Annotated in this window: 18 protein-coding genes; 15 read left to right on the forward strand and 3 right to left on the reverse strand. The window is 47.0% G+C overall.

Annotation, left to right across the window (positions count from 1 at the left end):
• The first annotated feature begins 34 nt into the window (after positions 1–34).
• The 15 genes from HQ865_RS23465 to HQ865_RS23535 all read left to right on the forward strand — a co-directional run bounded on the left by HQ865_RS23465 (position 35) and on the right by HQ865_RS23535 (position 20,314).
• Entirely contained in the window at positions 35–3,403 is a 3,369-nt protein-coding gene (locus tag HQ865_RS23465; RefSeq protein ID WP_173417243.1) for a SusC/RagA family TonB-linked outer membrane protein, read from the forward strand.
• An 11-nt stretch (positions 3,404–3,414) separates the two neighbouring features.
• The gene (locus HQ865_RS23470) at positions 3,415–4,854 is read left to right on the forward strand and encodes a RagB/SusD family nutrient uptake outer membrane protein (RefSeq protein ID WP_173417244.1); all 1,440 of its coding nucleotides are present in this window, start codon (positions 3,415–3,417) and stop codon (positions 4,852–4,854) included.
• A gap of 12 nt (positions 4,855–4,866) precedes the next feature.
• Entirely contained in the window at positions 4,867–5,595 is a 729-nt protein-coding gene (locus HQ865_RS23475) for a DUF4843 domain-containing protein (RefSeq protein ID WP_173417245.1), read from the forward strand.
• Positions 5,596–5,618: 23 nt separating this feature from the next.
• A complete protein-coding gene (locus HQ865_RS23480) occupies positions 5,619–7,127 on the forward strand; it encodes a PKD-like family lipoprotein (protein ID WP_173417246.1) in 1,509 nt (502 codons plus the stop codon).
• Between the two features lie 24 nt (positions 7,128–7,151).
• Positions 7,152–8,285, forward strand: a complete 1,134-nt coding sequence (locus HQ865_RS23485; protein ID WP_173417247.1) for a TlpA family protein disulfide reductase — start codon at positions 7,152–7,154, stop codon at positions 8,283–8,285.
• A 65-nt stretch (positions 8,286–8,350) separates the two neighbouring features.
• The gene (locus HQ865_RS23490) at positions 8,351–10,087 is read left to right on the forward strand and encodes a trypsin-like peptidase domain-containing protein (RefSeq protein ID WP_173417248.1); all 1,737 of its coding nucleotides are present in this window, start codon (positions 8,351–8,353) and stop codon (positions 10,085–10,087) included.
• On the forward strand, positions 10,084–11,787 hold the full coding sequence (locus HQ865_RS23495; protein WP_173417249.1) for a trypsin-like peptidase domain-containing protein: 1,704 nt from the start codon (positions 10,084–10,086) through the stop codon (positions 11,785–11,787). The genes HQ865_RS23490 and HQ865_RS23495 overlap by 4 nt, the downstream gene beginning before the upstream one ends.
• 41 nt (positions 11,788–11,828) lie before the next feature.
• Positions 11,829–13,259: a redoxin domain-containing protein gene (locus HQ865_RS23500; protein ID WP_173417250.1), complete on the forward strand. Its 1,431-nt coding sequence runs from the start codon at positions 11,829–11,831 to the stop codon at positions 13,257–13,259.
• A 263-nt stretch (positions 13,260–13,522) separates the two neighbouring features.
• Positions 13,523–13,972: a protein-disulfide reductase DsbD domain-containing protein gene (locus HQ865_RS23505; protein WP_173417251.1), complete on the forward strand. Its 450-nt coding sequence runs from the start codon at positions 13,523–13,525 to the stop codon at positions 13,970–13,972.
• 102 nt (positions 13,973–14,074) lie between these two features.
• Complete coding sequence (locus HQ865_RS23510; RefSeq protein WP_173417252.1) at positions 14,075–14,596, forward strand: ACT domain-containing protein; 522 nt, start codon at positions 14,075–14,077, stop codon at positions 14,594–14,596.
• Between the two features lie 37 nt (positions 14,597–14,633).
• Complete coding sequence (locus HQ865_RS23515; protein ID WP_173417253.1) at positions 14,634–16,271, forward strand: protein-disulfide reductase DsbD family protein; 1,638 nt, start codon at positions 14,634–14,636, stop codon at positions 16,269–16,271.
• 114 nt (positions 16,272–16,385) lie between these two features.
• Positions 16,386–17,540: a cysteine desulfurase family protein gene (locus HQ865_RS23520; RefSeq protein ID WP_173417254.1), complete on the forward strand. Its 1,155-nt coding sequence runs from the start codon at positions 16,386–16,388 to the stop codon at positions 17,538–17,540.
• A 3-nt stretch (positions 17,541–17,543) separates the two neighbouring features.
• Positions 17,544–18,353 carry a sulfite exporter TauE/SafE family protein gene (locus HQ865_RS23525; protein ID WP_173417255.1) on the forward strand — a complete coding sequence of 270 codons (810 nt, stop codon included), beginning with the start codon at positions 17,544–17,546 and terminating at the stop codon, positions 18,351–18,353.
• A gap of 10 nt (positions 18,354–18,363) precedes the next feature.
• Positions 18,364–19,746, forward strand: a complete 1,383-nt coding sequence (locus HQ865_RS23530) for an MBL fold metallo-hydrolase (RefSeq protein ID WP_173417256.1) — start codon at positions 18,364–18,366, stop codon at positions 19,744–19,746.
• A 100-nt stretch (positions 19,747–19,846) separates the two neighbouring features.
• Positions 19,847–20,314, forward strand: a complete 468-nt coding sequence (locus tag HQ865_RS23535; RefSeq protein WP_173417257.1) for an Lrp/AsnC family transcriptional regulator — start codon at positions 19,847–19,849, stop codon at positions 20,312–20,314.
• Here the strand turns inward: HQ865_RS23535 and HQ865_RS23540 are convergent.
• The 3 genes from HQ865_RS23540 to HQ865_RS23550 all read right to left on the reverse strand — a co-directional run bounded on the left by HQ865_RS23540 (position 20,302) and on the right by HQ865_RS23550 (position 22,149).
• Positions 20,302–20,892 (reverse strand): RNA polymerase sigma-70 factor, encoded by a 591-nt coding sequence (locus HQ865_RS23540; RefSeq protein WP_173417258.1) that lies wholly within the window; start codon positions 20,890–20,892, stop codon positions 20,302–20,304. The genes HQ865_RS23535 and HQ865_RS23540 overlap by 13 nt on opposite strands.
• Positions 20,893–21,260: 368 nt before the next feature.
• Entirely contained in the window at positions 21,261–21,629 is a 369-nt protein-coding gene (locus HQ865_RS23545) for a hypothetical protein (protein WP_173417259.1), read from the reverse strand.
• The gene (locus HQ865_RS23550) at positions 21,610–22,149 is read right to left on the reverse strand and encodes an SRPBCC family protein (RefSeq protein WP_173417260.1); all 540 of its coding nucleotides are present in this window, start codon (positions 22,147–22,149) and stop codon (positions 21,610–21,612) included. Before HQ865_RS23550 ends, HQ865_RS23545 begins: the two co-directional genes overlap by 20 nt.
• Positions 22,150–22,451: the final 302 nt, after the last annotated feature.

The following is a 22,451-nucleotide window of genomic DNA, read 5'->3' on the forward strand; positions in this document are numbered from 1 at the left end:
GTCTATTTGCTGCGCGCTTAAATTATCACTTGCTATGAGAGTCACCATATTTATATTCCTGGTTACCATATTTCAGGCAAAGGCTTTAACTTCTATTGCGCAAAAGATCACCATTAACGAAAAAAACGTATCGCTAAAAGAGATATTTAACGACATAAAAACACAGGGCAATTTTGATGTGTTTTACAGCAGCAGCCTTATTGACCCGGCCAGCAAGGTTAGTGTAAACGTGCAGCAGGGCAGTGTAGAAGATGTGTTGAACGAGGCGCTGGCCAATTTACCGTTAACTTATTCCATCAGCGACAAAGTTATTGTGATCACTCGCAAAAAGGCATTGCCTCCCGCGCCGGTATCTGCTGCAGCAGCGGCCGATACGGTGGTGAGCGGTACCGTAGTGGATGCTAAAATCAAGGAAAGCATACCCGGGGCTACCGTAAGTATTAAACAAAGAAAAGGCCTTGTTATTACCGACAAGGATGGTCATTTTATGCTGAACGCCCGCACCGGCGATTCCATACTGGTATCCTTTGTAGGCTACAAACCTAAAAGTGTAGCTGTAAAAAATGTAAAAACACGCTTACTGATTGTACTTGAAGAGGCGGTGAGCAATTTGAACGAAGTTACGATCAACGGTTTATTTACCCGTAAAAACACCACGTATACGGGTACGGCTTCTACCTTTAACCAGGAAGAATTATTAAAGGGAGGCTCGCAGAATGTGATCCAAAGCTTAACCGCCCTGGATCCGTCGATCGTTTTGGTACCGAATAATACTTTAGGGTCCAATCCAAACGCTTTGCCCCAGTTGCAGGTGCGCGGCCAAAATGGCCTGCCCGATCTGACCGGAGGGAGCGTTGCCAATGATCCGAATCAGCCCCTTTTTATATTGGATGGCTTTGAAACCACGCTGCAAAAAGTGGTCGATCTGGATATTTACCGGGTGGCCAGCGTTACCCTGCTTAAAGATGCCGCATCGAAGGCTATCTACGGATCGAAGGCGGCTAACGGCGTAGTAGTTATCGAAACTATTAAACCTAAACCCGGCCAGGTGCGCCTTACCTATAACCTGACCGGAGGCCTGAGCGCGCCTGATCTGAGCAGCTATCATCTGACCAACGCCTTTGAAAAACTACAGGCCGAGGTTAACGCCGGTGTTTATACCAGCACCAGCCCAACCAACCAGTATAACCTGGCTACCGAATACAATACTTATTTAAAGAACGCCCAAAGCGGAGTAAATACCTACTGGCTTTCTAAACCACTGCAAAACGGTATCAACCAAAGGCACTCGTTCATGTTTGAAGGTGGCGACGACCGCCTGGTTTACGGCGTGCAGTTATCCTATAACAACAACTCCGGCGTAATGAAGGGTTCGGCCCGTAATACGTTTGGCGGCGCTATTAACCTGAGCTATCGCTTTAAGGGATTAAACATCAGCAACGTGCTGACCCTTACCTCAAATAAGGCCTCAAATTCGCCATGGGGCGATTTTTCTACCTACGCGGCCATGAATCCTTACTTGCCTTATTTTGATGCTAACGGCAATATCCTGAAGCAGATCAATACGGTGCTTACACCACCGGCAGGTTCGCCCAACCTAACATCAAGCCCGGTTTATAACCCGGCGTATAATTCAACCTTAAGTTCGTTTGATGTAAGTAAGTATACTGATATCACCAACAATACATCGGTAGACTGGGCCATTACTCCGGCTTTCCGGGTGATCGCTAAATTCAGCATCACGGCGCAAAACAATGGCTCGGATACCTACAAGGCTGCCGATGATACCTACTTTACATCGGCTGTTTACCAAACCAGCACAGGTGTTTACCGTAAGGGCTATTATATTAAAGGTAATGGTACCATTAATAACTGGACGAGCAATGCGGTTGCCAACTATACCAAAAAACTGGGTAAAAGCACCGCGGCGCTGAACGGTGGTTATGAGGTAAGCAGCATGTCGTCGGCCGGTAGTTCGTTTAGTGTGGAAGGCTTCCCTAATCCTATGCTGACTTTGCCATCGCAGGGCTTGCAGTATATGCTTAATACCACGCCAACCAGCAGTGAAAGCACCGTACGCTCTTTAGGTTTATTCGCTTCGGGTAACTATGCCTTTGCCGAAAAATACCTGTTTGATGGTACCTACCGCGCTTCCGAATCATCGCAGTTTGGATCGAACAATCGCTGGGGACAATTCTGGTCGCTGGGTGTGGGATGGAACCTGCATTACGAAGACTTTTTGAAGAATGTGCACTTCCTCGATCTGTTGAAGCTGCGCGCCACCACCGGCTTTACCGGTTCGCAGGGTTTTAGCGCTTATCAAAGCGTGGGTACTTATGGCTACTACCTTAATTCAAATTATCAGAATGCAACCGGCGCCTACCTGTTAAGCCTCGCCAATCCCGACCTGGCCTGGCAGCGCCTGCAGGAGAATAACTATGGCGTAGATTTCGGCTTCCTTAAAAAGATCAGTGGTTATTTTAACTATTACGTGAAAACCACCAATGGTTTGTTAACAGATATCACCCTGCCGCCATCTGCCGGTTTTACCACTTATAAGGCTAATTTGGGTATCGTACAAAATGTTGGCTTCGATTTCAACGTGCGTTATATGATCTATAACGATCCTAAAAAACGGAACTACTTCAATGTATTTGCCACAGTGGCGCACAATACCAATACGCTGAAGCAGATCTCGGCAGCATTGCAGGCTTATAATAATAGCACCGCCGCGTCGCTTTCAAACGCTACTGCCACTGTGCTTAACCCTACGGTGGTAGTCAACAAGCCTAAGATCTTGTTAAAGGAAGGCCAGTCAATGAATGCCATATATGCTGTTCGTTCACTGGGTATCGACCCGGCTACAGGTAAAGAAGTATACCGCAAACTGGATGGCTCGGTTACTACCACATGGTCTGCCGATGACCTGACCGTTGTAGGTGATAACCTGCCTAAGATCAATACCGACTTTGGCTTCAGCCTGGCGCAATCGGGCGTTATTGTTAATGCCATCTTCAATTACCAGACTGGCGGGCAAATATACAACCAAACACTGGTTGATAAAGTAGAGAACGCCAATATCTATAACAACGTCGACATCAGGGTACTTACCCAGCGCTGGACAAAACCGGGCGATATCAGCTTCTTTAAAAACATAGCCGACCAAACACAAACACAGGTAACATCGAGGTTTGTAGAGAACAACCGCATACTTACCGCAAGTTCGCTGCAACTGCAATACGAGCTGGACAGGATCAAGGCTATCAAGCGCCTGGGCTTTACCCGCTTCAGGCTGGGCTTGCAAACCAGCAACCTGTTTGTGATATCGAGCGTAGAGCAGGAGCGCGGTACATCTTATCCTTTTGCCAGGGAAGTGGCTTTTACCTTAAATGCTAACTTTTAATTAAAAGAATTATGAAATTACGAATTGCTTTTTATACCCTGATCCTTGGCGTGGTGACCTTATTGGGAGCATGTAAAAAATGGATCGATGTACAGCCTAAAACGCAGATCGACCAAAATGTATTCTTCGCCAACGCGCAGGGTTTTAAGGATGCCCTGAACGGGGTTTATTTGAAGATGGGGACTACTCCGCTTTATGGTAAGGAATTAACCTTTGGCCTGGTTGATGTAATAGCCGGAAATTATAACATTTCTGCAAGCAATGGCTCTGTGGCGTATCAGCAGGCTTTTGCCGCCAACTATACCAACACAAACGTTCAGCCTATTATTGATGGCATTTGGTCTAACCAGTATAATGCCATTGCCAACGTCAACAACCTGCTGCAGCATATCGATGAGGTTGATCCCTCGATGTTTGCCGGTAAGGACCATGACGTGATCAAAGGCGAAGCTTTAGGTTTACGCGCATTCCTGCATTTTGATTTGCTGCGTTTGTTTACAAAGGCACCTGCTAACGGCGGTTTGGATACTTATGGCGTGCCGTATGTAACCACCTACGCTCCGGTCGTTACGCCAAGGCTTACGGTAAAGGCTACGCTCGCTAATATCATGAACGACCTTAAATCGGCAGAAACCCTGCTGAAGGCCGATTCATTATACGCTAAGAACATAGCGGTACCTGCCCGCGATCTGCGCTTTAACTATTACGCGGTTAAAGCTGTAGAGGCCCGGGTTTACTTATGGCAAAACGACCAGGCCAATGCCCTTGCCGCCGCGCAGGAGATAATTGCCGCCGCGCCGGTAAAGTTCCCTTTTATTTTACAATCGGTTATTGCAGCCAGTGCAGAGGCTAACAAAGACAGGGTGTTTACAACCGAGCATATCTTTGGGCTGAATGTAACCAACCTGGCAAACAATTATGCAGGTATTCTTGATTCGAGCAGGTTTACCAGTACTTTGGTCATCAACGCCGCACGGCAAACGCAACAGTTTGAAACGGCTACCGTAGGTTTAACCGATTACCGTAATGTTTACCTGATCAGGAATTACACTACGCCTACTGCTAAGATCTTCTTTGGTAAATTATACCAGCCCTCCGGCATATTGGCCGCTTACGCCAACCGCATGCCGCTGATCAAGGTCCCCGAGATGTACTATATAGCGGCAGAATGTTTGGCTACAACTAACCCAACGCAAGCCATCACTTACCTCAACACAGTACGTACGGCGCGGGGCATTACCACGCCGCTGGCATCAAACCTTACGGCCAGCGCCATCCAAACCGAAATTATGAAGGAGTACTGGAAGGAGACGACGGTGGAGGGCCAGATGTTCTTTTATTATAAGCGAACCAATGCCACCACCGTGCCCGGCATAGGTGCTGTCGGCGGTTACCTGTCCAGCAATTATGTGCTGCCGTTACCAGTTTTAGAAAATCAATTTGGATATTAAAATATTAAGGTGATGAAAAAATTAATGATGTTAATTGGATTAATTATCCTGTCGGGCGCCTTGTTTACCGCCTGCAAAAAAAATGACCACGATAAGGAATATAAAGACGTTGACCGTATAAGCCTCACCGGTGATCCGCTGCAGCTGGCCACCGCCGATTCTACACTGTTTACCTTTTCCATTTATCCAAAAGATACCACAGCATATAATATGCACGTGCTGGCATCTATCATGGGTAACGTAAGTACAAAGGACCGTCAGTTTACAGTAAAGGTACTGTCTTCGTCTACCGCCTTGCCCGAGGAATACACGTTGCCATCTACCTTTACCATTAAGGCCGGAACGGTTAAAACCATGCTTAACATCCGTGTAAAGCGTGCCGCAAGGCTGGCCAGCGCCAATGCTAAACTGGTATTGCAGATAGCCAATAATGATAACTTTCAGCAGGCGCCGCACCCCACCTTTAGTTTGGTGTTTACCGATCAGCTAACCATGCCGCCAAACTGGGTAAGCGCGGTTCAATTTTACTTCGGTACTTACAGTAAAGTGAAGCATAGCCTGCTGATACTTTCGCAGCCGGAGTATAAGGACCTCTCGGCGCTGGCAGGCCTTTATCCGCAGATATTTTATGTGGCAAGCGCCGGGCTGGACAGTTTAACGCGCTACAACAACGCGCATCCCGGCAACCCGATGAAAAATGAGAACGGATTGGCCATTGGCATTTGCAATGGCTGCAATTAATCATTCAATTAAAAGGATCGATCATGAAATTATTAAAATATGGAGTATATATCGCCCTGCTAAGCGCGGTATTGTTTTCCTGCAAAAAAGATCTGGGGAATTATACCTACACCAAGCTGCCCAACTTTTATGTAGATACCGTGGGCCAGGTGAAAAGCTTTTCGCTTTACCCGGTTACCGGCACGCTGACTATTAACCCTAAGATAGTTTACGATGGCGACGCGAGTAACCTAACCTACCTGTGGCGGTCGTACGGCAGTACAGCCGATACCCTGAGCAAAGAGAAGAACTTAAATGTTACCAATCTAACTTACGTGCCGGGCAACTACACTGCCGAATTGCAGGTAACCGAAAAATCGACTGGCATCCGGGCCTTAATGCGTTACAGCTACACCCTGCTATCCTTACGTGCTGATGGCTGGCTGGTTGAATATGAAACAGCGGCAGGCGGTAGCACCGATGTGGCGCTGATCAGGCATAACGAGGAGAACCTTAACGTTACCACCGATGATGTGCAGATGAATATCTTCTCGGCCATCAACGGCGCCCCGCTTACCGGTAAGCCAGTAGCCATCATTAGTAACACATCATCGCCAACGCTGGATGCGGTGTATACCGATAAAACCGCGGCAACTGTAAACCGGCCTACCTATAAGGTTACGTTGAATTTTGGCCAGATGTTCTCTTCAGGCGCGGCGCCGGCCACACCAAATATCCAGGCCGTGGGCGAGATCCCGTTCTTCGGCAACCACATTGTGAACAATGGGGATGTGATATGGATGTACAGCGGTTTGCTGGTAGGTAAGATCACTATCGATAACAAGGGTTACTACGCGGCACCGTTTATGAGTACGCTATACGCTCAAAACGGTATGTTTTACGACGCCCTTAACATGCGCTTTTGCTACCTTCAACAACAAACCAACCAGGGCGCCGCATTTGCCGGCCCGGCAGCAGGCTTTACACCAAGGTTTAGCCTCAACAACATTGGGAAGAACATGCTATACATGGGCCTGGGCAACGGTATTTTAAATAATGATACCTATAAGTTTGCTTTTTTTGAGGATCTGGATAAATCGCACCGCTGGTTGTATGGTATTAGCCCAACCACGCCAAACGCGCCTGATTACGCGCTAATTGATATATCGGCCATGCCGAATATTTTTAACGCCAAGTACTTCGCGCTGGGAACCTTAGGGCCGGTGGCATTTTACGCTACAGATAATAGCGTGTATAACTTCGCGTTTAGCAACACCACCAGCACCACTACAACGCCGGTAGCCGGCTTTACTGCCCCGGCAGGCGAGGTGATCACCTGTATCAAACCGTTCCTGGCGCAGGGCATTGGTTACACCGCTACTACATCGCAAAGCAACAAATTGCTTTACGTGGCTACATGGAATGCTACCACAAAAGCAGGCAAGGTGTACGTGCTTTCTACCAACGTAACCAGCGGCGCTATCGGAACAACTCCATTGAAGGTATTTAGCGGATTTGGAAAGATCGCTTCGATGGCTTATAAGCCACTTTAGTATCAGACAAACAAAGTAAATAAGATGAAAAATATAAAAATATGGGCCGGTTTTATAACAGCCCTTTGCTTATCCACTGTAGTTTTCGCGCAGAAGCCTGCAGTTACCCTTAAAATGGGCGATCCTGCCCCGCCTATAAAAATAGCTAAATGGCTGAAGGGCGAGCAGGTAGACGAGTTTAAAAAAGGCCAGATCTACGTGGTGGAATTTTGGGCGACCTGGTGCGCCCCCTGCCGAAAAGGTATGCCGCACTTATCAGAACTTGCTGAGAAGTATAAAGGTAAGGTGAATATTCTCGGCATCGATATTTTAGAGGTCTCAAAAGTAGCCGATAAAACCATTGATTATATGCCCAATGTTGAGCGGTTTGTAGCAAGTATGGGTAAAGCTATGGATTATAACGTCGGCGCAGACGGGCCTGATGCTTTTATGACCAAAAATTGGATGAATGCGGCGGGACAGCGGGGTATCCCGTGTGCGTTTATTGTTGATGGCAATGGGAAGGTGGTTTGGTACGGGTTCCCGCCATCAGGAATGGATGAAGCCCTTGAACTATTGGTTGCCGGAAAATGGGATGCCAATTCGCCGGCGCTTGTTGCTGAAATGGCCAAAAAGAAGGACGATCAGATTATGGAGATCCAAAAAGGGTATACACTTGCCTGGAAGGCAAAAGATAAACGCAAACAGATCGAGATCATTGATCAAATTATACCTATTGTAGGGGTTAACAATTTTGAAGGCGGGCATTGGCGCATGTATAAATACAAGTTCCTTACCGACATCGACCCTGTCGCCGCGAAGGCTTACGGGCAAGAGGTTTTCAAAACATATGAAAACTCCCCTATCATGCTGCTGGAATGGGCGGAGAGTATTATGGGGACAACAAAATTATCGCAATCACCAATCGTCGATGAAAATGTGCGCGATTACGATCTGGTGATGCAGATCGTCAAAAAAGCGATGGAGCACAGTGATCTGCAAGACCCGACCGTTCAAGCCATTTACGCCCAGGCCCTTTATCGCACAGGAAAAAAAGCTGAAGCAATCGCTGCGATGGAGAAGGCAAATAAATATCTTGCCACGAGTACTCAACATATTTCCGAAGAGCAAAAGGCCGAATACCAGACACTACTTGCTAATTACCGGAGCGGTAAATAAAAGTATGATGGTGGAGCTATGTTTTAAGATGCTTCTATCGGCTTTAGCCATCTCAAACATTTGATATGAAAAACAAACAAATTATAACAGCATTGTCCACCGCGACAATGCTGTTACTAAATACTATTGCCTTTTCGCAAGCTAAGGAGCTTGAAAAATTTACCCGGCAGGTACAGGAGGTAATTAAGAAGGCAGCCCCGGCCACCGTGTTTTTAGCAGATTACGATCCTCAAAAAAAGATCCTGACCAACGAACTCTTCAGCGGGGTAGTGGTCAGCAAAGACGGCCTGATACTTACCGCCGCCCACGTTTGCTTTCCGAACAAAACGTATATCGTAATTTTCTCTGATGGGACCGAACGCACGGCCACCGGTTTAGGCCGCATGCAATCTGTAGACGCGGCTATTATGAAAATTAACGAGCCGGGTAATTATCCAAGTGCGCCAATCGGCTGGTCGTCATCGCTTAAGGTGAATGAGCCTTGCATCAGTATTGCTTACCCCGGCAGCTTTAACACCAATACCATAAATACGCCGCCCGCAAAGCCAAAACGGCAGGTAGTTCGCCTGGGTTATGTAGCCGAACCTTTAACACGCCGTGGTACACGCATCCGTACCACCTGCCTGATGGAGCCCGGGGATTCGGGCGGCCCGGTGTTTGATATGTATGGCAGGGTAGTGGGTTTGCATAGCAGCATCAATATGCCGGTTACAGATAATATGGAAATACCGGTAGACCTATATCGCAAATACTGGACGGCCCTTAACAAACCCGAAGATTATAAAGCCATGCCTGCCGAGGATCTTGTACCGGTAGATTCGTTACGGATGGGCGAGAAGAACTTTATCGGCATCGCCAAACTGGATTCTACCTTCGGCGGACTGAAATCAAAGTATACCGACTATAGCCTGTTGGTAAAGAGTGTAAACAAGGGCAAGCCACTAAGTATTTTAGGCACAGCCGTATCGCTGGATGGATTAGCTGCTAAAAATCTGCTAAAGGGAAAAGGCTTCCTGGTTACCAAAAACTCTATGCTGGGCGATAGCATACAAGTGCAATTGCCCGATGGAAAAATGGTAGCGGGGAAAATCATCAGCCGTGATAATAACAGCGATTTGGCCCTGGTACAGATTGACACGAAGCTGAAAAATACCATCGATATCTATTCGCTTAAAGCAGATAGTATTACCAACGATCAGTTGGGTACTTTACTGCTCTCTGCCGAACCAGCCAAAACAGGTGTAGTGAGCGTATTGGCTTCTGCCGAGTTTCCGCTTAAAAACTTTTCGAGTATCGGCTATCTCGGTGGTGGCACCGCGAACAAGAACGGCAAGCTGGTGATGAACATGGTGCAGCCGAACACCGCCGCAATGGAGTTTTTAAAGGTGGATGATGAGATAACCAGTATCGACGGGCAAAAACTCAGCACCCCCGATGATTTTCTGAAAGCCATACAAAAGCACAAGCCTGGCGAGGTGGCGGTAGTTAACGGTAGCCGTGATAACAACGCCTTTTCTTATAATATCACCCTGCGCTTGCGCCCGCCGGCTAACAGCACACACATCGCGTCGAGATTTGAGGGTGGCCGCAGCGAACGTTACGACGGCTTTTGGGACACTTTTGTGCACGATGCTGTGATCAAACCATCAGAATGCGGAGGGCCGGTGTTCGATAGCAACGGTCGATTTATAGGCATCAATATGGCGCGTTACAGTCGTGTTAGTTCCATAGCCACTGCGGCACGCGGCGTTCAAAAATTTGTGGAGACTTCGGCCCGGTCATTAAGCAATACACAGATATGAGCGCGCGCAATATGATATTGATGGCTTTGGTCCTTGTATTGGGATTGGGACGTGCTTCCGCGCAGGCGTTAAATACTGGCGCGTTGCAAAAAAGCGTGCAGGAGGGCATTAAAAAAGCCTACCCCGCCAGCGTGAAGATAATGGGTTTTGATACCGTTCGGAAAATGCAGAACAGCGCGCAATTCAGCGGGGCGGTGGTGAGCGCCGGGGGGCATATCCTTACCGCGGCACATGCTATTCAACCTAACCGTACTTACAAAGTGCTGTTTCCTGATGGTAAAACCTGCATCGCCGTTGGGCTTGGCCGGATAGACCTTGCCGCCACACCTACCCAGCCAGACGTGGCTATGATGAAGATCATTACGCCCGGCAAATGGCCTTATGCGGAAATGGGTTGGTCATCGGCCCTTAAAAAGGATGAGCCTTGTATCAGCATTGCCTATCCCGAAACTTTGGGGCAGCCGCTGCCAACCGTGCGATTTGGATATATTGCCGATACGCTGAACAAGTGGGGTTTTATCCAGTCTACCTGCGTAATGGAACCCGGCGATTCAGGCGGTGCATTATACGATTATATGGGCAGACTGATCGGCTTGCACAGCCGCTGCGACTTATCGGAAGATATTAATTACGAGATCCCGGTCGATTACTACCGCAAATACTGGACGGCCTTAAATCAACCCAAAACATACACTGTTTTGCCGGAAGTTGTGGACGATGTAAAGAAGGATCCAAAAGCGTCGCAGATCGGTGTATACGCTGATCTGGAACATTTAGGCAAAACCCTGGATGCAGTAGCGGCCCCGTTTAGATCGGGCATGGTAGTTATCACCAGCAAGGTAAAAGGAGTGGATCAAAAGATCAATGGCACTATTATCGAACCTGTGGGATTGGGCGCGAAGAAGTACCAGGGCCAGCATTTTATCATCAGCAAAAGTTCGTATGTTGGCGATATGCCTATGGTAGCCACGGCGAAGGGAGCAGCGGTTAAAGCGAAGATAATTGCGCGCGATGCGGCAAATGACCTGGTGATATTTGGCTTAGATAGCAAGCTGGAGGGCGGTATCAAGATCGATATCAATAATGCCGATAGTTTGCAGTTAACCCAGTTAGGCAACATCCTGTTATTGCCACGGGTCGATTCGCTACCCAAAGTGAGTGTATTGAGCTCCGTGGGTTTTGCTATTCCGCTTAAATATAGCCCGGGTTTCTTTGGCGCGTCATCGGTTTTTCAGGATAATAAAATTGTGTTATCCCGCATACAGCGGGGCTCACCGGCTATGGATAGCTTAAAAACCGGCGATGTGATACAGAGCGTTAACGGCGAAGAATTAAAGCTCCCGCCAGATTATCAGCGGGTGTTGGAAAAATACCTGCCGGGCGATGTGATCAGTGTAGGCATTATTCGCGATGGGCAAAGCATGGTCCGCAAGGTTACCCTAAAAGCAAGACCCATGGCCGATCCGGGGCACGTTGCCGGCCGGCCGATAGGCGGTACCAGCATCCGTAAGGATGGCTTCCCGAAGGTATTCGCCACCGACGCGCGCCTGCATCCCGAAGAATGCGGTGGGCCGGTGTTTGATACTAAGGGCGTGTTTTATGGCATCGGTGAGGCAAGGTTTAGCCGCACCACGGCGCTGGTAGTCCCGGTGCAGCAACTACGCGTCTTCCTGAAAAATAGTTTAACAGACCAGAATTAACCCTTTCGATTTAATATATACCTCTATAAAATAAATCAATCATGAAAAATACATTAAGTATTGTTTTCTCTTTTTGCGTGGCCGTAGCATTCGGCCAGGGCAGGTCGAACCCGGCTGTCGATTCGTTAAAGAATGAAGCCGATCCCGCCAAACTTAAAATGAAACTTGCCGCTTTAGGAAACAGCAATAACGAGAACGATTTGGCCACCGTGGTGCAGTATTATGCATCAACCAACCAGTCGCCCAAAGGCGATTCGGTGATCTATGCGGCCGCGGCAAAATTCCCACATGGCCGTTATGCCTTGTTGGTTGCCATGAATAACTTCTCGCACGAGTCGGACCCGGTAAAGCAGGAAGCGCTGTTTGCAGAATTGCAAAAGACCTTCCCGGATAAAACCGAATCGATGGAGTTTAACCAGGCGCATAACACTATGGCCGTAACATTTGCCGAGGCTAAAAACACCGTGAAGGCGCTGTATCACCTGCAACAGGTAAAAGGCCGCTCGAATGCCATGGCGATAGCGACGGCGTTTTTAGCTTACGATCCCGCTGCCGCCGAAAAACTGGTAAAGCCAGAGTTAGACCGCCTGAAGCCAACCCTTACCGAAACTGCCCCCGCGCAGGGTAACGGACGTGGCGGCAATAACAACAAGGCCATGTATTACAGCTACGAGATACTTTACAGCAAGATCCTGGCTAAGCAGGGCAACAATGCCGAAGCGCTTAAATACGCTAAGGATGCCTACGATTATTTCCCGAAGACCACCATTAACGATGCTACCAAATCTTACGCGTATCTGTTGGCGGTAAACGGTCAATACCAGGAGGCCTTGCCATTGTTAACTCAGATCGCATCAGAAGGGCGATCGAATGCGGAACTGACCGTGCAGCTAAAAACGGCTTATGAAAAGGTTAACCCCGGTAAGGATGGCAGCGCCTACCTCGCATCGGTAAAAAATGACCTGCTGGCTAAGGTGAGCGCTGATCTGGGCAAAAAGATGACAAACGACCAATCGCCCGATTTTAGGGTAACCGATGTGAACGGCAAAAAAGTATCGCTGGCCGATTATAAGGGCAAAACCATTGTGCTTGATTTTTGGGCTACGTGGTGCGGCCCCTGCAAGGCTTCGTTCCCGGCTATGCAGCTGGCGGTAAACCAGTACAGGAATGATCCTAACGTTAAGTTCCTGTTCATCCATACCTGGGAGCGCTCAACTACGCCGCTGGCGGATGCTAAGGCCTATATCGCTGCCAATAATTACACCTTCCCGCTTTATATGGATGTTAAGGATGCCAAATCGAAGATCAACCCCGCGGTTACGGCTTTTAAGGTTCCGGGTATCCCCTCAAAGTTTATTATTGATGGTAACGGCAAGATCAGGTTTCATTTAACAGGCTTTACATCAGGACAGGACGAAGCCAACGCCGCTGAACTGGCCGCTATGATAGAAATGGCGCGTAAAGGTTCCTGATTCAGGGGATTATGCCTGAAAACGTAGGTAGTATCACCCCGCAATTATCCATTTAAACTGCCTTTTTGAAGAGGTTAAAATGAAAAAAAAGACAACGTTAGGGGAGTGGGCTGGTCTAAAACTGAATATTTTGATCATATAAATCCATAAATCCATAAAATTTATGGATTTATTATAAATGATTGTTATATAAATCAATATTACTGAATTTTATTGTTGTAATATTCATTTAACACTCAATTCATAAATCACATTATATCACCATGAAGAAGACCTTAAAAATTTTTATTGTGCTGGCCTTATTTGCCATAAAAGCGAAGGCGCAAATTTTAACCCCGGTTAACTGGAGCTATGCTGCCAAAAAAACCAGCGCTACAGAAGCCGTAGTGTTTTTAAAAGCTAATATTGATGAAGGCTGGCACGTATACTCGCAGTTTGTTAAAGAGGGCGGCCCTATTAAAACTACGTTCACGTTCACGGCCTCGCCGGAATATACACTTGTTGGAAAAACCATCGAGCCGAAGCCAATTGTACGTATGGAAAAAGTGTTTGGTATGGATGTGGCCTTTTTTGAGGGAAGTGCCATTTTTCAGCAAAAAATTAAATTGAAAAAAGGACAAACCACGGTTAAGGGATCGTTAGAATACATGACCTGTAACGACAAGCAATGCCTGCCGCCAACCACCGAGGAGTTTAGTATCCCGATAAAATAAGTAAGCAGAAAACTTTAGATTGCCTTTTGGGGATAGCCCCGGGCCACGCCTTTGCCTTTATTTTACGGTAATGGGCGTTGACAGACAAGCAACAATTGAATTATGAAAGAACAATATGTTTTAACCTTAAAAGCAGAAGACAGGCCAGGCCTGCTGCATTTGGTTACCGGAATGATCGAAAAGAGAAAGATGAAGATCAATAGCTTAAGCTTAGCGGCTACTGATATTAGCGACATTACCCTGATCACCGTAGAAGTGGTCGGCACTGAAGGTGAGATCGCCATCCTTGCTTTAAAACTGGAAAACATTATTGAGATTTTCGCGGTCGAGGTTGCTAAATATAACCAGGCGCTGTGTTTGCGGGCGGCCTATTTTAAAATAGACAGCGCTTTTTTTGAAGGCGTTAAGGCAAGCACGCTATCAAAATACAGTACCACTATTATCAAGACTTATCCCGGCGCTTTATTACTGGCCCAGTATGGCACCGATGCCGCTGTTTTAAGTTTATACAACGAGCTTGACGGCCCGCACCTGCTTGGCTTCAGCCAAACAGGGCTTATTGCCGATTGCGGTTTAATGGCCGAAAATGAAGATGTCGTCCGAATTATCGGGCTGGCCGCCTAACGGCCCTTAATGGTTAAAAAATTAATCGCAATTATAAATGAAGCACCCAATATTCATCTTTTTACTCGCCCTGGTATTTTGCCTGCCACTGTTTGGCCCGATACAGGCCAATGCCCAGGATACCGTTTCTACAGCCGACGTTACCTTTACGGATATCAAACCCGAAAAGACAGTAGCACCGGTTAAGGCTAAAAAAGCGGCAAAGACAGCCACAGGCCAGGCACACAAGCAGCAACAGCAGCAAACCTTATGGGCTATTTTTATAGCAGGTTTGCTGGGCGGCTTCGCGGCAATACTGATGCCCTGCATCTTCCCCATGCTACCGATGACGGTTAGCTACTTCACCAAGGGATCGGGCGATAAGAGCAGCGGCGTAGGTAAGGCCATCACTTATGGGGTAAGCATCATTGTTATATATGTGATCCTTGGTTTGCTCATTACCGTTTGCTTTGGGCCGGACGCGCTCAACAGCTTATCAACCAACGGCATCTTCAACTTTGCGTTCTTTTTATTGCTGGTGGTATTCGCCGCTTCGTTTTTAGGCGCGTTCGAAATTACCCTGCCCAGCAAGTGGGTTAACAAAATGGACCAGGAGTCGGACCGTAAAGGTTTGGCCGGGATCTTTTTCATGGCGGCTACGCTATCATTAGTGTCCTTTAGCTGTACAGGGCCAATTATTGGTACTTTGCTGGTACAGGCAGCTACTACGGGAGCATTGCTTGGCCCGGCGGTTGGCATGTTTGGGTTCTCGCTGGCATTGGCCTTGCCGTTTACTTTATTCGCCATGTTCCCAAGCTGGATGAACGCCCTGCCAAAATCGGGCGGGTGGTTAAACAGCGTAAAGGTTACCCTTGGTTTCCTGGAGCTGGCATTGGCCCTCAAATTTTTAAGCAATGTCGATCTGGCATATCACTGGCATTGGTTCGACAGGGAAGTATTCCTGGTGCTGTGGATCGTGATCTTCGCGCTGATGGGCTTTTACCTTTTAGGGAAGTTGAAGTTCAGTCATGATAGCGACCTGCCTTATATCTCGGTGCCACGCCTTTTCATCGCCATCATCACCTTATCGTTCACCATGTATCTGGTGCCGGGCTTATGGGGGGCGCCGTTAAAATCGGTAAGCGCTTTTCTACCGCCAATGTCTACGCAGGATTTCGACCTTTCGTCGGGCGTGAGCAATGCTGTTGCCGAAAGCGCCGATACCCAGCCGCATAAGTATAGCACCTTATTCGATAAACCCAAAGGCTTCAACCCGTACTTCGATTATGATGAGGGCCTGGCTTACGCCAAAAAAATGCACAAGCCGGTGATGATAGATTTTACCGGGCACGCCTGCGTAAACTGCCGTAAAATGGAAGCCAATGTATGGCCCGATAAGCAGGTAGCGCAACGCATCAACCAGGAGTATGTATTGATACAATTATATGTAGACGATAAAACCGACCTGGCTGCCAACGAGCAAACTACAACGCCTGAAGGCCGCGCCATCAAAACGCTTGGCAACAAGTGGAGCTACCTGCAAACATCAAGGTTCGAGGCTAATTCGCAGCCATTCTATGTATTGCTCGATCCGGAAACAGAACAGCCGCTGGTGGCCCCGCAAGGCGCCAATTACGATGTGGCCCAATATTTAAATTACCTGGATAGCGGCTTAGCCGCCTTCCGTAGAAAATAAAAAAACTACTTAAAAGTCTTCATTTCGTTCTTTTTATAAGTTAGTTAATAATAGTTAAGCGATAACTAAAAAAGCGTCCTCTGAAGCGGATGCTTTTTACCAAAAATTTTAATTATGGATCAGATCATCTATTTAGATAATGCAGCCACTACGGCATTGTCGCCCGAAGTTTTGGAAGCAATGCTGCCTTATATGCAGGAGCAATTCGGCAATCCGTCTTCAACCTATTCTTACGGACGCACCACCCGTTCGGCTATTGAGCGCGCCCGCAGAAGTGTAGCGCAGATATTGGGCGTAAAACCCACTTCGATATATTTTACCAGCGGCGGTACCGAAAGTAATAACACCGCGATCGCGTCGGCTGTGCGCGATCTGGGTTGCACCCATATCATCACCTCGCCTATAGAACATCACGCCGTATTGCATACCGTAGAACATTATAGCAAGGCAAAAGGCATCCTGTATTCATTTGTACAGTTAACCGCTGATGGCGAAGTGGATTATGAAGACCTGGAAAGGCAATTGGCAGAACAGGCCAGGGATGGTAAAAAGTGCCTCGTTTCACTAATGCACGCCAATAACGAGACCGGTGCTTTGCTGAATATAGAACATGTAGGCGATCTGTGCCGCACTTATGCTGCTGTTTTTCACTCTGATTGTGTGCAGTCTATCGGCCATTACCCTATCGACCTTGCCGAATGCGGGGTGCATTTTGCCTCTGCCGCCGGTCATAAATTTCACGGGCCAAAAGGTACCGGCATATTATACGTAGCCGAAAATGTTTATGCTTCACCACTTATACACGGTGGCGGGCAGGAGCGGAACATGCGTGCCGGTACCGAAAATGTTTACGGCATAGTTGGTTTTGCCAAAGCGCTGGAATTGGCCATGGCCCATTACGGACCAGAACGTGCCCACATCACCGCGTTGAAGGAACAGTTAAAACGCCGGCTGCTGGAAACTATCCCGGGCGTTAGCTTTCACAGCCCGGATAATTCACTTTATACCGTGCTGAGCGTATGCTTCCCGGATAACGGGCAGAACGATATGGTGATCATGCAGTTTGATATGAGCGGCGTATGTGTTTCGGGCGGCAGCGCCTGTAGCAGTGGCGAAGATTCGGCATCGCACGTAATGAAGGCTTTGGGCCGTACTGCCTGTGCCACTGTTCGCTTCTCCTTCAGCAAATACAATACTTCGGCTGATATTGAAAAAGCGGTTGATGCGGCTAAAGTGATCTTTCATAAAAGTAAACTCGAATTAGCCTAAATAATGGTACTTGAACTCGCCGGGTTTGTAGCTTGCGCCCTTATCGGGATCTCCCTCGGCCTTATCGGCGCCGGCGGCAGTATCCTTACCATGCCCGTATTGGTTTTTATGTTCAATATCCCGCCCATACTGGCTACCACCTACTCGCTGTTTATTGTGGGGGTAACCAGTTTGCTGGGCACGGCTATGAAGTTTAGAAAAGGCGATGTACTGCCCGGTATTGTCCTGTCATTCGGCATACTTTCTATGCTGGTGGTATTATTGATCAGGCGTTTTCTGTTACCGGTAGTACCGCCGGTATTGTTCCACATCGGTGCACGGGCAATGACCTATAATTGGTTAAGCATGGTTGTTTTTGCCCTTTTAATGATGCTGGCCGCCTGGTTAATGATCCGCCGCAAAGATATCGCGACGGATACCGACCTGAAGCCATCCGGCGCTAACGGAAGATCGGTTATCGCCGCTTTTTCGGTGGGTACGGTAACAGGCTTGTTAGGGGCGGGCGGGGGCTTTATCCTCATCCCTGCATTGACGCTACAGTTAAGACTGAATATGAAAAAAGCCGTTGGTACCTCACTGGCGGTGATCTTTTTGAATTGCCTGATCGGTTTTTTTTCGGATACAGGGCGGGGGCAGATCAATTGGGTGCTATTATCCGGCGTTACCTTAACCGCATTGGTGGGTTGCATAGCAGGTACCTCTTTGTCGCGACATATCCAGGCAGACCGTCTTAAGATCGGCTTTGGCTGGTTTATATTGATCCTCGGCATATTCATCTTACTAAAACAGGGTAGCCTTATTACTAATTTATGATCACATCAGCATGAAAATTGAACAGCTATATACCAATTGCCTGGCCCAGGGCGCTTACTTTATTTCGAGCGATGGCGAAGCGGCCGTTATCGATCCTATCCGCGAACCGGATGTTTATCTTAAACTGGCTAAAGCCTCGGGCAGCCGCATTAAATATATTTTTGAAACCCATTTTCATGCCGATTTTGTAAGCGGGCATCTTGAACTGGCCGAAAAAACCGGCGCTACCATCGTTTATGGCCCAACAGCTGTTACGGCCTTTGAAGCCTATATTGGCCAGGATGAGGAGACTTTTTGCATTGGCAAATTGCGCTTGAAACTGTTACATACGCCGGGGCATACCTTAGAAAGCAGTTGCTACCTGCTGGAAGACGAGACCGGAACGGCGACAACGATTTTTACCGGAGATACACTATTTATTGGTGATGTTGGCCGCCCCGACCTGGCCCAGCAGCCTAAAGAAGGCTTAACGCAGGATGAACTTGCAGGAATGCTGTTCGATTCGCTGCGCGATAAGATCATGCCGCTTAATGATGATATTGTTGTTTACCCGGCCCACGGCGCGGGCAGCGCCTGTGGTAAAAATATGAGCAAGGAAACCTGGGATACCCTGGGCAATCAAAGATTGAACAATTATGCATTAAATATTAACCTTAGCAGGGACCAATTTATTGCAGAAGTAACGGCCGGGCTCCCCCCGCCGCCGGCTTATTTCCCCATAAATGTTAGGTTGAACAGCCAGGGGTACACCGGTTTGCAGGATATCATCCGCAAGGGAACCCGCGCGTTAATGGCCGGCGAGTTTGAGCAGGAGGCCCGTAAAGAACATACCCTGATATTGGATACCCGCGATCCAGCTGATTTTGCAGCCGGGCATATTCCCGGATCGGTAAATATCGGGCTTAACGGATCGTTTGCTACCTGGGCAGGGGCCTTGTTACCGTATGAGAATGCCGGTTTGCTTATTGTGGCTAACAGTGGTAAAGAAACAGAGGTAATTACCCGTTTAGCAAGGGTTGGTTTTGATAACGTTACTGGTTATTTGCTGGGCGGATTTGAAGGATGGCAGGCAGCGGGTAAAACGATAAATAAGGTGCCCAATTTATCCGCAGCCGAGTTTTTTAAATTACAGGCTAAAAACAAATTTAATATTATTGATGTAAGGGCTGCTGCCGAATTTGAACAAGGGCATTTAGCGGGCGCTACTAATCTCCCTTTAGGTAATTTTCATCAGTTAGGCAACGTTGTTGATAAGCCGGAAGCTTATTATGTGTACTGCGCCGGTGGCTACCGGTCGATGATCTATATTTCGATGCTGAAGGCGGCGAAGAATATTGAATTAATTAACGTTAATGGTGGGTATGGCGCGCTGAAATTATTGATAAATGCCTGATAGGCTATAAAAAACAACAATAGTTTTCAATAATCGTGTGTTAATTTTCATTTTTTGAACAAAAAATTCTTATATTCACTACTATTAATCAAAAGTAATTATGGTACTGAATAATTTAGATCAAACAGACATCGACATTTTAAAGCTCCTGCAAAAGGACGCGAGTTTGACCAATAAAGAGATCTGTTATAAACTGAATAAATCTATCGGTACCATTCATCAACGCATCCAGCGGTTAAAAGATGAGGGGTTTATCCTGCGCACGGTAGCTATATTGAACCGTAAAAAATTAAATACCAGCCTCATCGCCTTCAGCCAGGTTTTATTGAACGACCATACGGCCGATACGCTGAATACTTTTGAACGCGAAGTAGCCAAATTTCCCGAAGTAATGGAGTGTTTTCAGATGACCGGAACCTTTGATTTTTTATTAAGGATAGCTACCAGCGATATGGATGCTTATCATGCCTTTTATCGTAACAAACTGGCCACGCTGCCTAATATTACAACCGTGCAAAGCTTTTTTGTATTATCCGAAACTAAGAGTATAACCGCTTACCCGTTGTAGCCTGTCCACAGGGATACAAATACGGTTAATGATATTACCCCGGCATTGCGCAAAGAGTAACGAATAGATTTCAGCGCTTTTGATAAATGCGCCTCTACAGTTTTTTCAGAGATATCCATATCGAGGGCGATCTGGCGGGCTGTTTTCCCATTTTCGCGGCTCGATTTAAAAACCAGTTTGCATTTTTCGGGCAGCGTTTCCACTACGCCGCTAATGTATTCCTGCAAAAACTGCGCGTAGATATTTTCATCATCAAAATAAGTATCTGCCTGGCTGATCACCTTAAACGCGATCTCACTTCTCCGGCGTTCGCGGACGGCATAGTTGATCACCGAGTATTTAACGGCCATAGCCAGATAGTTCGGTAACGAATCGATCCTGACGTCTTCACGCCTGTCCCACAACTTGATCATCACCTCCTGTACAATTTCCTGCGAGGTAGATTTGTCTTTGGTATGATTGTAGGCAATGGCCAATAGTTTACGCCAATACCGATCGTAAATTTCGGTCATCGCGGTTGCCTCTCCCTTTTGAAGGGCAGCTACCAATTGATCATCACCGTATTTACGAATGTTCATTATCAAAGAAGTTGTTGGGCTAAACCAAATTCATTGTAAATGATAACTGTGTAAAACAGCCAATATTACCAATTCGTTGATTCAAAGTTAAATCTATATTTTTTTGACATAAAATCAAACAATTAGCTTAAAATCTATAAATTTTATGGCATGTCAGGAAGGTATTGGCTCTTTTTTCACTCAAAGTGCTGTTTGGCTTGTGCAATTCTTATTTTTTTCATTTTGTAAGTGAGGCTTATTGGGGGCTTCTCAACAAGCCACCCGGCCTCATTTTACCCCGATCTTTGTGGGCATGAAAGAAAATTACATAGAAAATAAAGATACATCGGTGTTGGTACGGCGATAGCTGGCTAAATATCAGGGCTGCTTTACTCAAAGAGCGCGGCGCTGACAGGGGTTATTTTGCCAATGCGTTTATCCTTACGGGAAACGAGCTCGCATAATTGAATTGCCGCACCCTCAAAATCATCGTGCTGATCACTGAGCAGTAGCCAGGCGGTATCAAAGCCCTCGTCCAGTTCAAAATCGGTAATGGCTGGTATTTCTTCCTTTAGACTGGCATGATGCTCTCTTTTTGTGGAGATCCAGATGCCGTTATGCTGTGGATTTTTAGCCGTTCGGCGAAAGATGAATACGATCTTCCCGTCGAAATAAATATAGAACATGCCGATGGCCGGCTTTACAATGGTGTTGGCCGGCAGGTAGTCTAACAGGAAATCAAAAGGTACCGGCTTCAAGGATGTTTTTTAAATTCGTTAAACTCTTGTCCATATCCTTAGCCACATGCTTTTGCATCATGGGGATCAGCATATTTATCGGGTAGCCCAGCTCGCCGGCATTACTCCACCATAATTTAGTCTGATCATCGGCCAATGGTTCCAGCTCCATCAAAATGCGGGCGCTGGTTTTCATGGGCTTCACAAAGCGGATCTCCATCTCAACACTTTTGCCATCTACTATACTCATGATCTCTTTCTCGCCTTCGCCGGCATCCTTATTACCGCTCCATGCGTAAACATAACCCACTGTTCCGTCGGTACCGCGGAATTCCTTTTTACGGTCTGCATCAGCCATGGCATTGGTGTTAAATGCCTCCTGGTTTTTCAGAAACCGGACATAATCGAACACCTTTTGCACAGGCTCGTTGATGATGATCTCCCGTTTCACGTAATGCTTCTTCGGCATCAAAAGCGAGAGCAGGAAGAGCAGGGCGATGAGACCCGCAAGGGATAGCAGGATGATGAGGAGTATGTTCATGTAATAAAATTCGGGTAATAATTGATCTTATCAAAATATATGATTCATAAGAAATACCAAAACCAACAGTGTTTTAAAACTTAAAGGAATGTTTCAGCTTCGCCGATAAAGAATTCTTTCACAAAAAAAATCTCACCCCATCTAAAACAATTCTTTCCAATTTTGCTTTATACAAAGCCATTATTTCCAGCTCCTTTTGCAATAAAACAAGGATATTAGTAATGATTTTCCTTGCGTTATAATATTTTGCCGATAGCGATATTTTTTATTGTCTCATTTATAAAATGTTATTGAATCCTAAG

The sequence above is a fragment of the Mucilaginibacter mali genome, assembly GCF_013283875.1.
GTDB classification, from domain to species: Bacteria; Bacteroidota; Bacteroidia; order Sphingobacteriales; family Sphingobacteriaceae; genus Mucilaginibacter; species Mucilaginibacter mali.

Coding starts and splice junctions, on each gene's coding strand:
- HQ865_RS23465 (WP_173417243.1), top strand. CDS start 35: ATGAGAGTCACCATATTTATATTCCTGGTTACCATATTTCAGGCAAAG.
- HQ865_RS23470 (WP_173417244.1), top strand. CDS start 3,415: ATGAAATTACGAATTGCTTTTTATACCCTGATCCTTGGCGTGGTGACC.
- HQ865_RS23475 (WP_173417245.1), top strand. CDS start 4,867: ATGAAAAAATTAATGATGTTAATTGGATTAATTATCCTGTCGGGCGCC.
- HQ865_RS23480 (WP_173417246.1), top strand. CDS start 5,619: ATGAAATTATTAAAATATGGAGTATATATCGCCCTGCTAAGCGCGGTA.
- HQ865_RS23485 (WP_173417247.1), top strand. CDS start 7,152: ATGAAAAATATAAAAATATGGGCCGGTTTTATAACAGCCCTTTGCTTA.
- HQ865_RS23490 (WP_173417248.1), top strand. CDS start 8,351: ATGAAAAACAAACAAATTATAACAGCATTGTCCACCGCGACAATGCTG.
- HQ865_RS23495 (WP_173417249.1), top strand. CDS start 10,084: ATGAGCGCGCGCAATATGATATTGATGGCTTTGGTCCTTGTATTGGGA.
- HQ865_RS23500 (WP_173417250.1), top strand. CDS start 11,829: ATGAAAAATACATTAAGTATTGTTTTCTCTTTTTGCGTGGCCGTAGCA.
- HQ865_RS23505 (WP_173417251.1), top strand. CDS start 13,523: ATGAAGAAGACCTTAAAAATTTTTATTGTGCTGGCCTTATTTGCCATA.
- HQ865_RS23510 (WP_173417252.1), top strand. CDS start 14,075: ATGAAAGAACAATATGTTTTAACCTTAAAAGCAGAAGACAGGCCAGGC.
- HQ865_RS23515 (WP_173417253.1), top strand. CDS start 14,634: ATGAAGCACCCAATATTCATCTTTTTACTCGCCCTGGTATTTTGCCTG.
- HQ865_RS23520 (WP_173417254.1), top strand. CDS start 16,386: ATGGATCAGATCATCTATTTAGATAATGCAGCCACTACGGCATTGTCG.
- HQ865_RS23525 (WP_173417255.1), top strand. CDS start 17,544: ATGGTACTTGAACTCGCCGGGTTTGTAGCTTGCGCCCTTATCGGGATC.
- HQ865_RS23530 (WP_173417256.1), top strand. CDS start 18,364: ATGAAAATTGAACAGCTATATACCAATTGCCTGGCCCAGGGCGCTTAC.
- HQ865_RS23535 (WP_173417257.1), top strand. CDS start 19,847: ATGGTACTGAATAATTTAGATCAAACAGACATCGACATTTTAAAGCTC.
- HQ865_RS23540 (WP_173417258.1), bottom strand. CDS start 20,892: ATGAACATTCGTAAATACGGTGATGATCAATTGGTAGCTGCCCTTCAA.
- HQ865_RS23550 (WP_173417260.1), bottom strand. CDS start 22,149: ATGAACATACTCCTCATCATCCTGCTATCCCTTGCGGGTCTCATCGCC.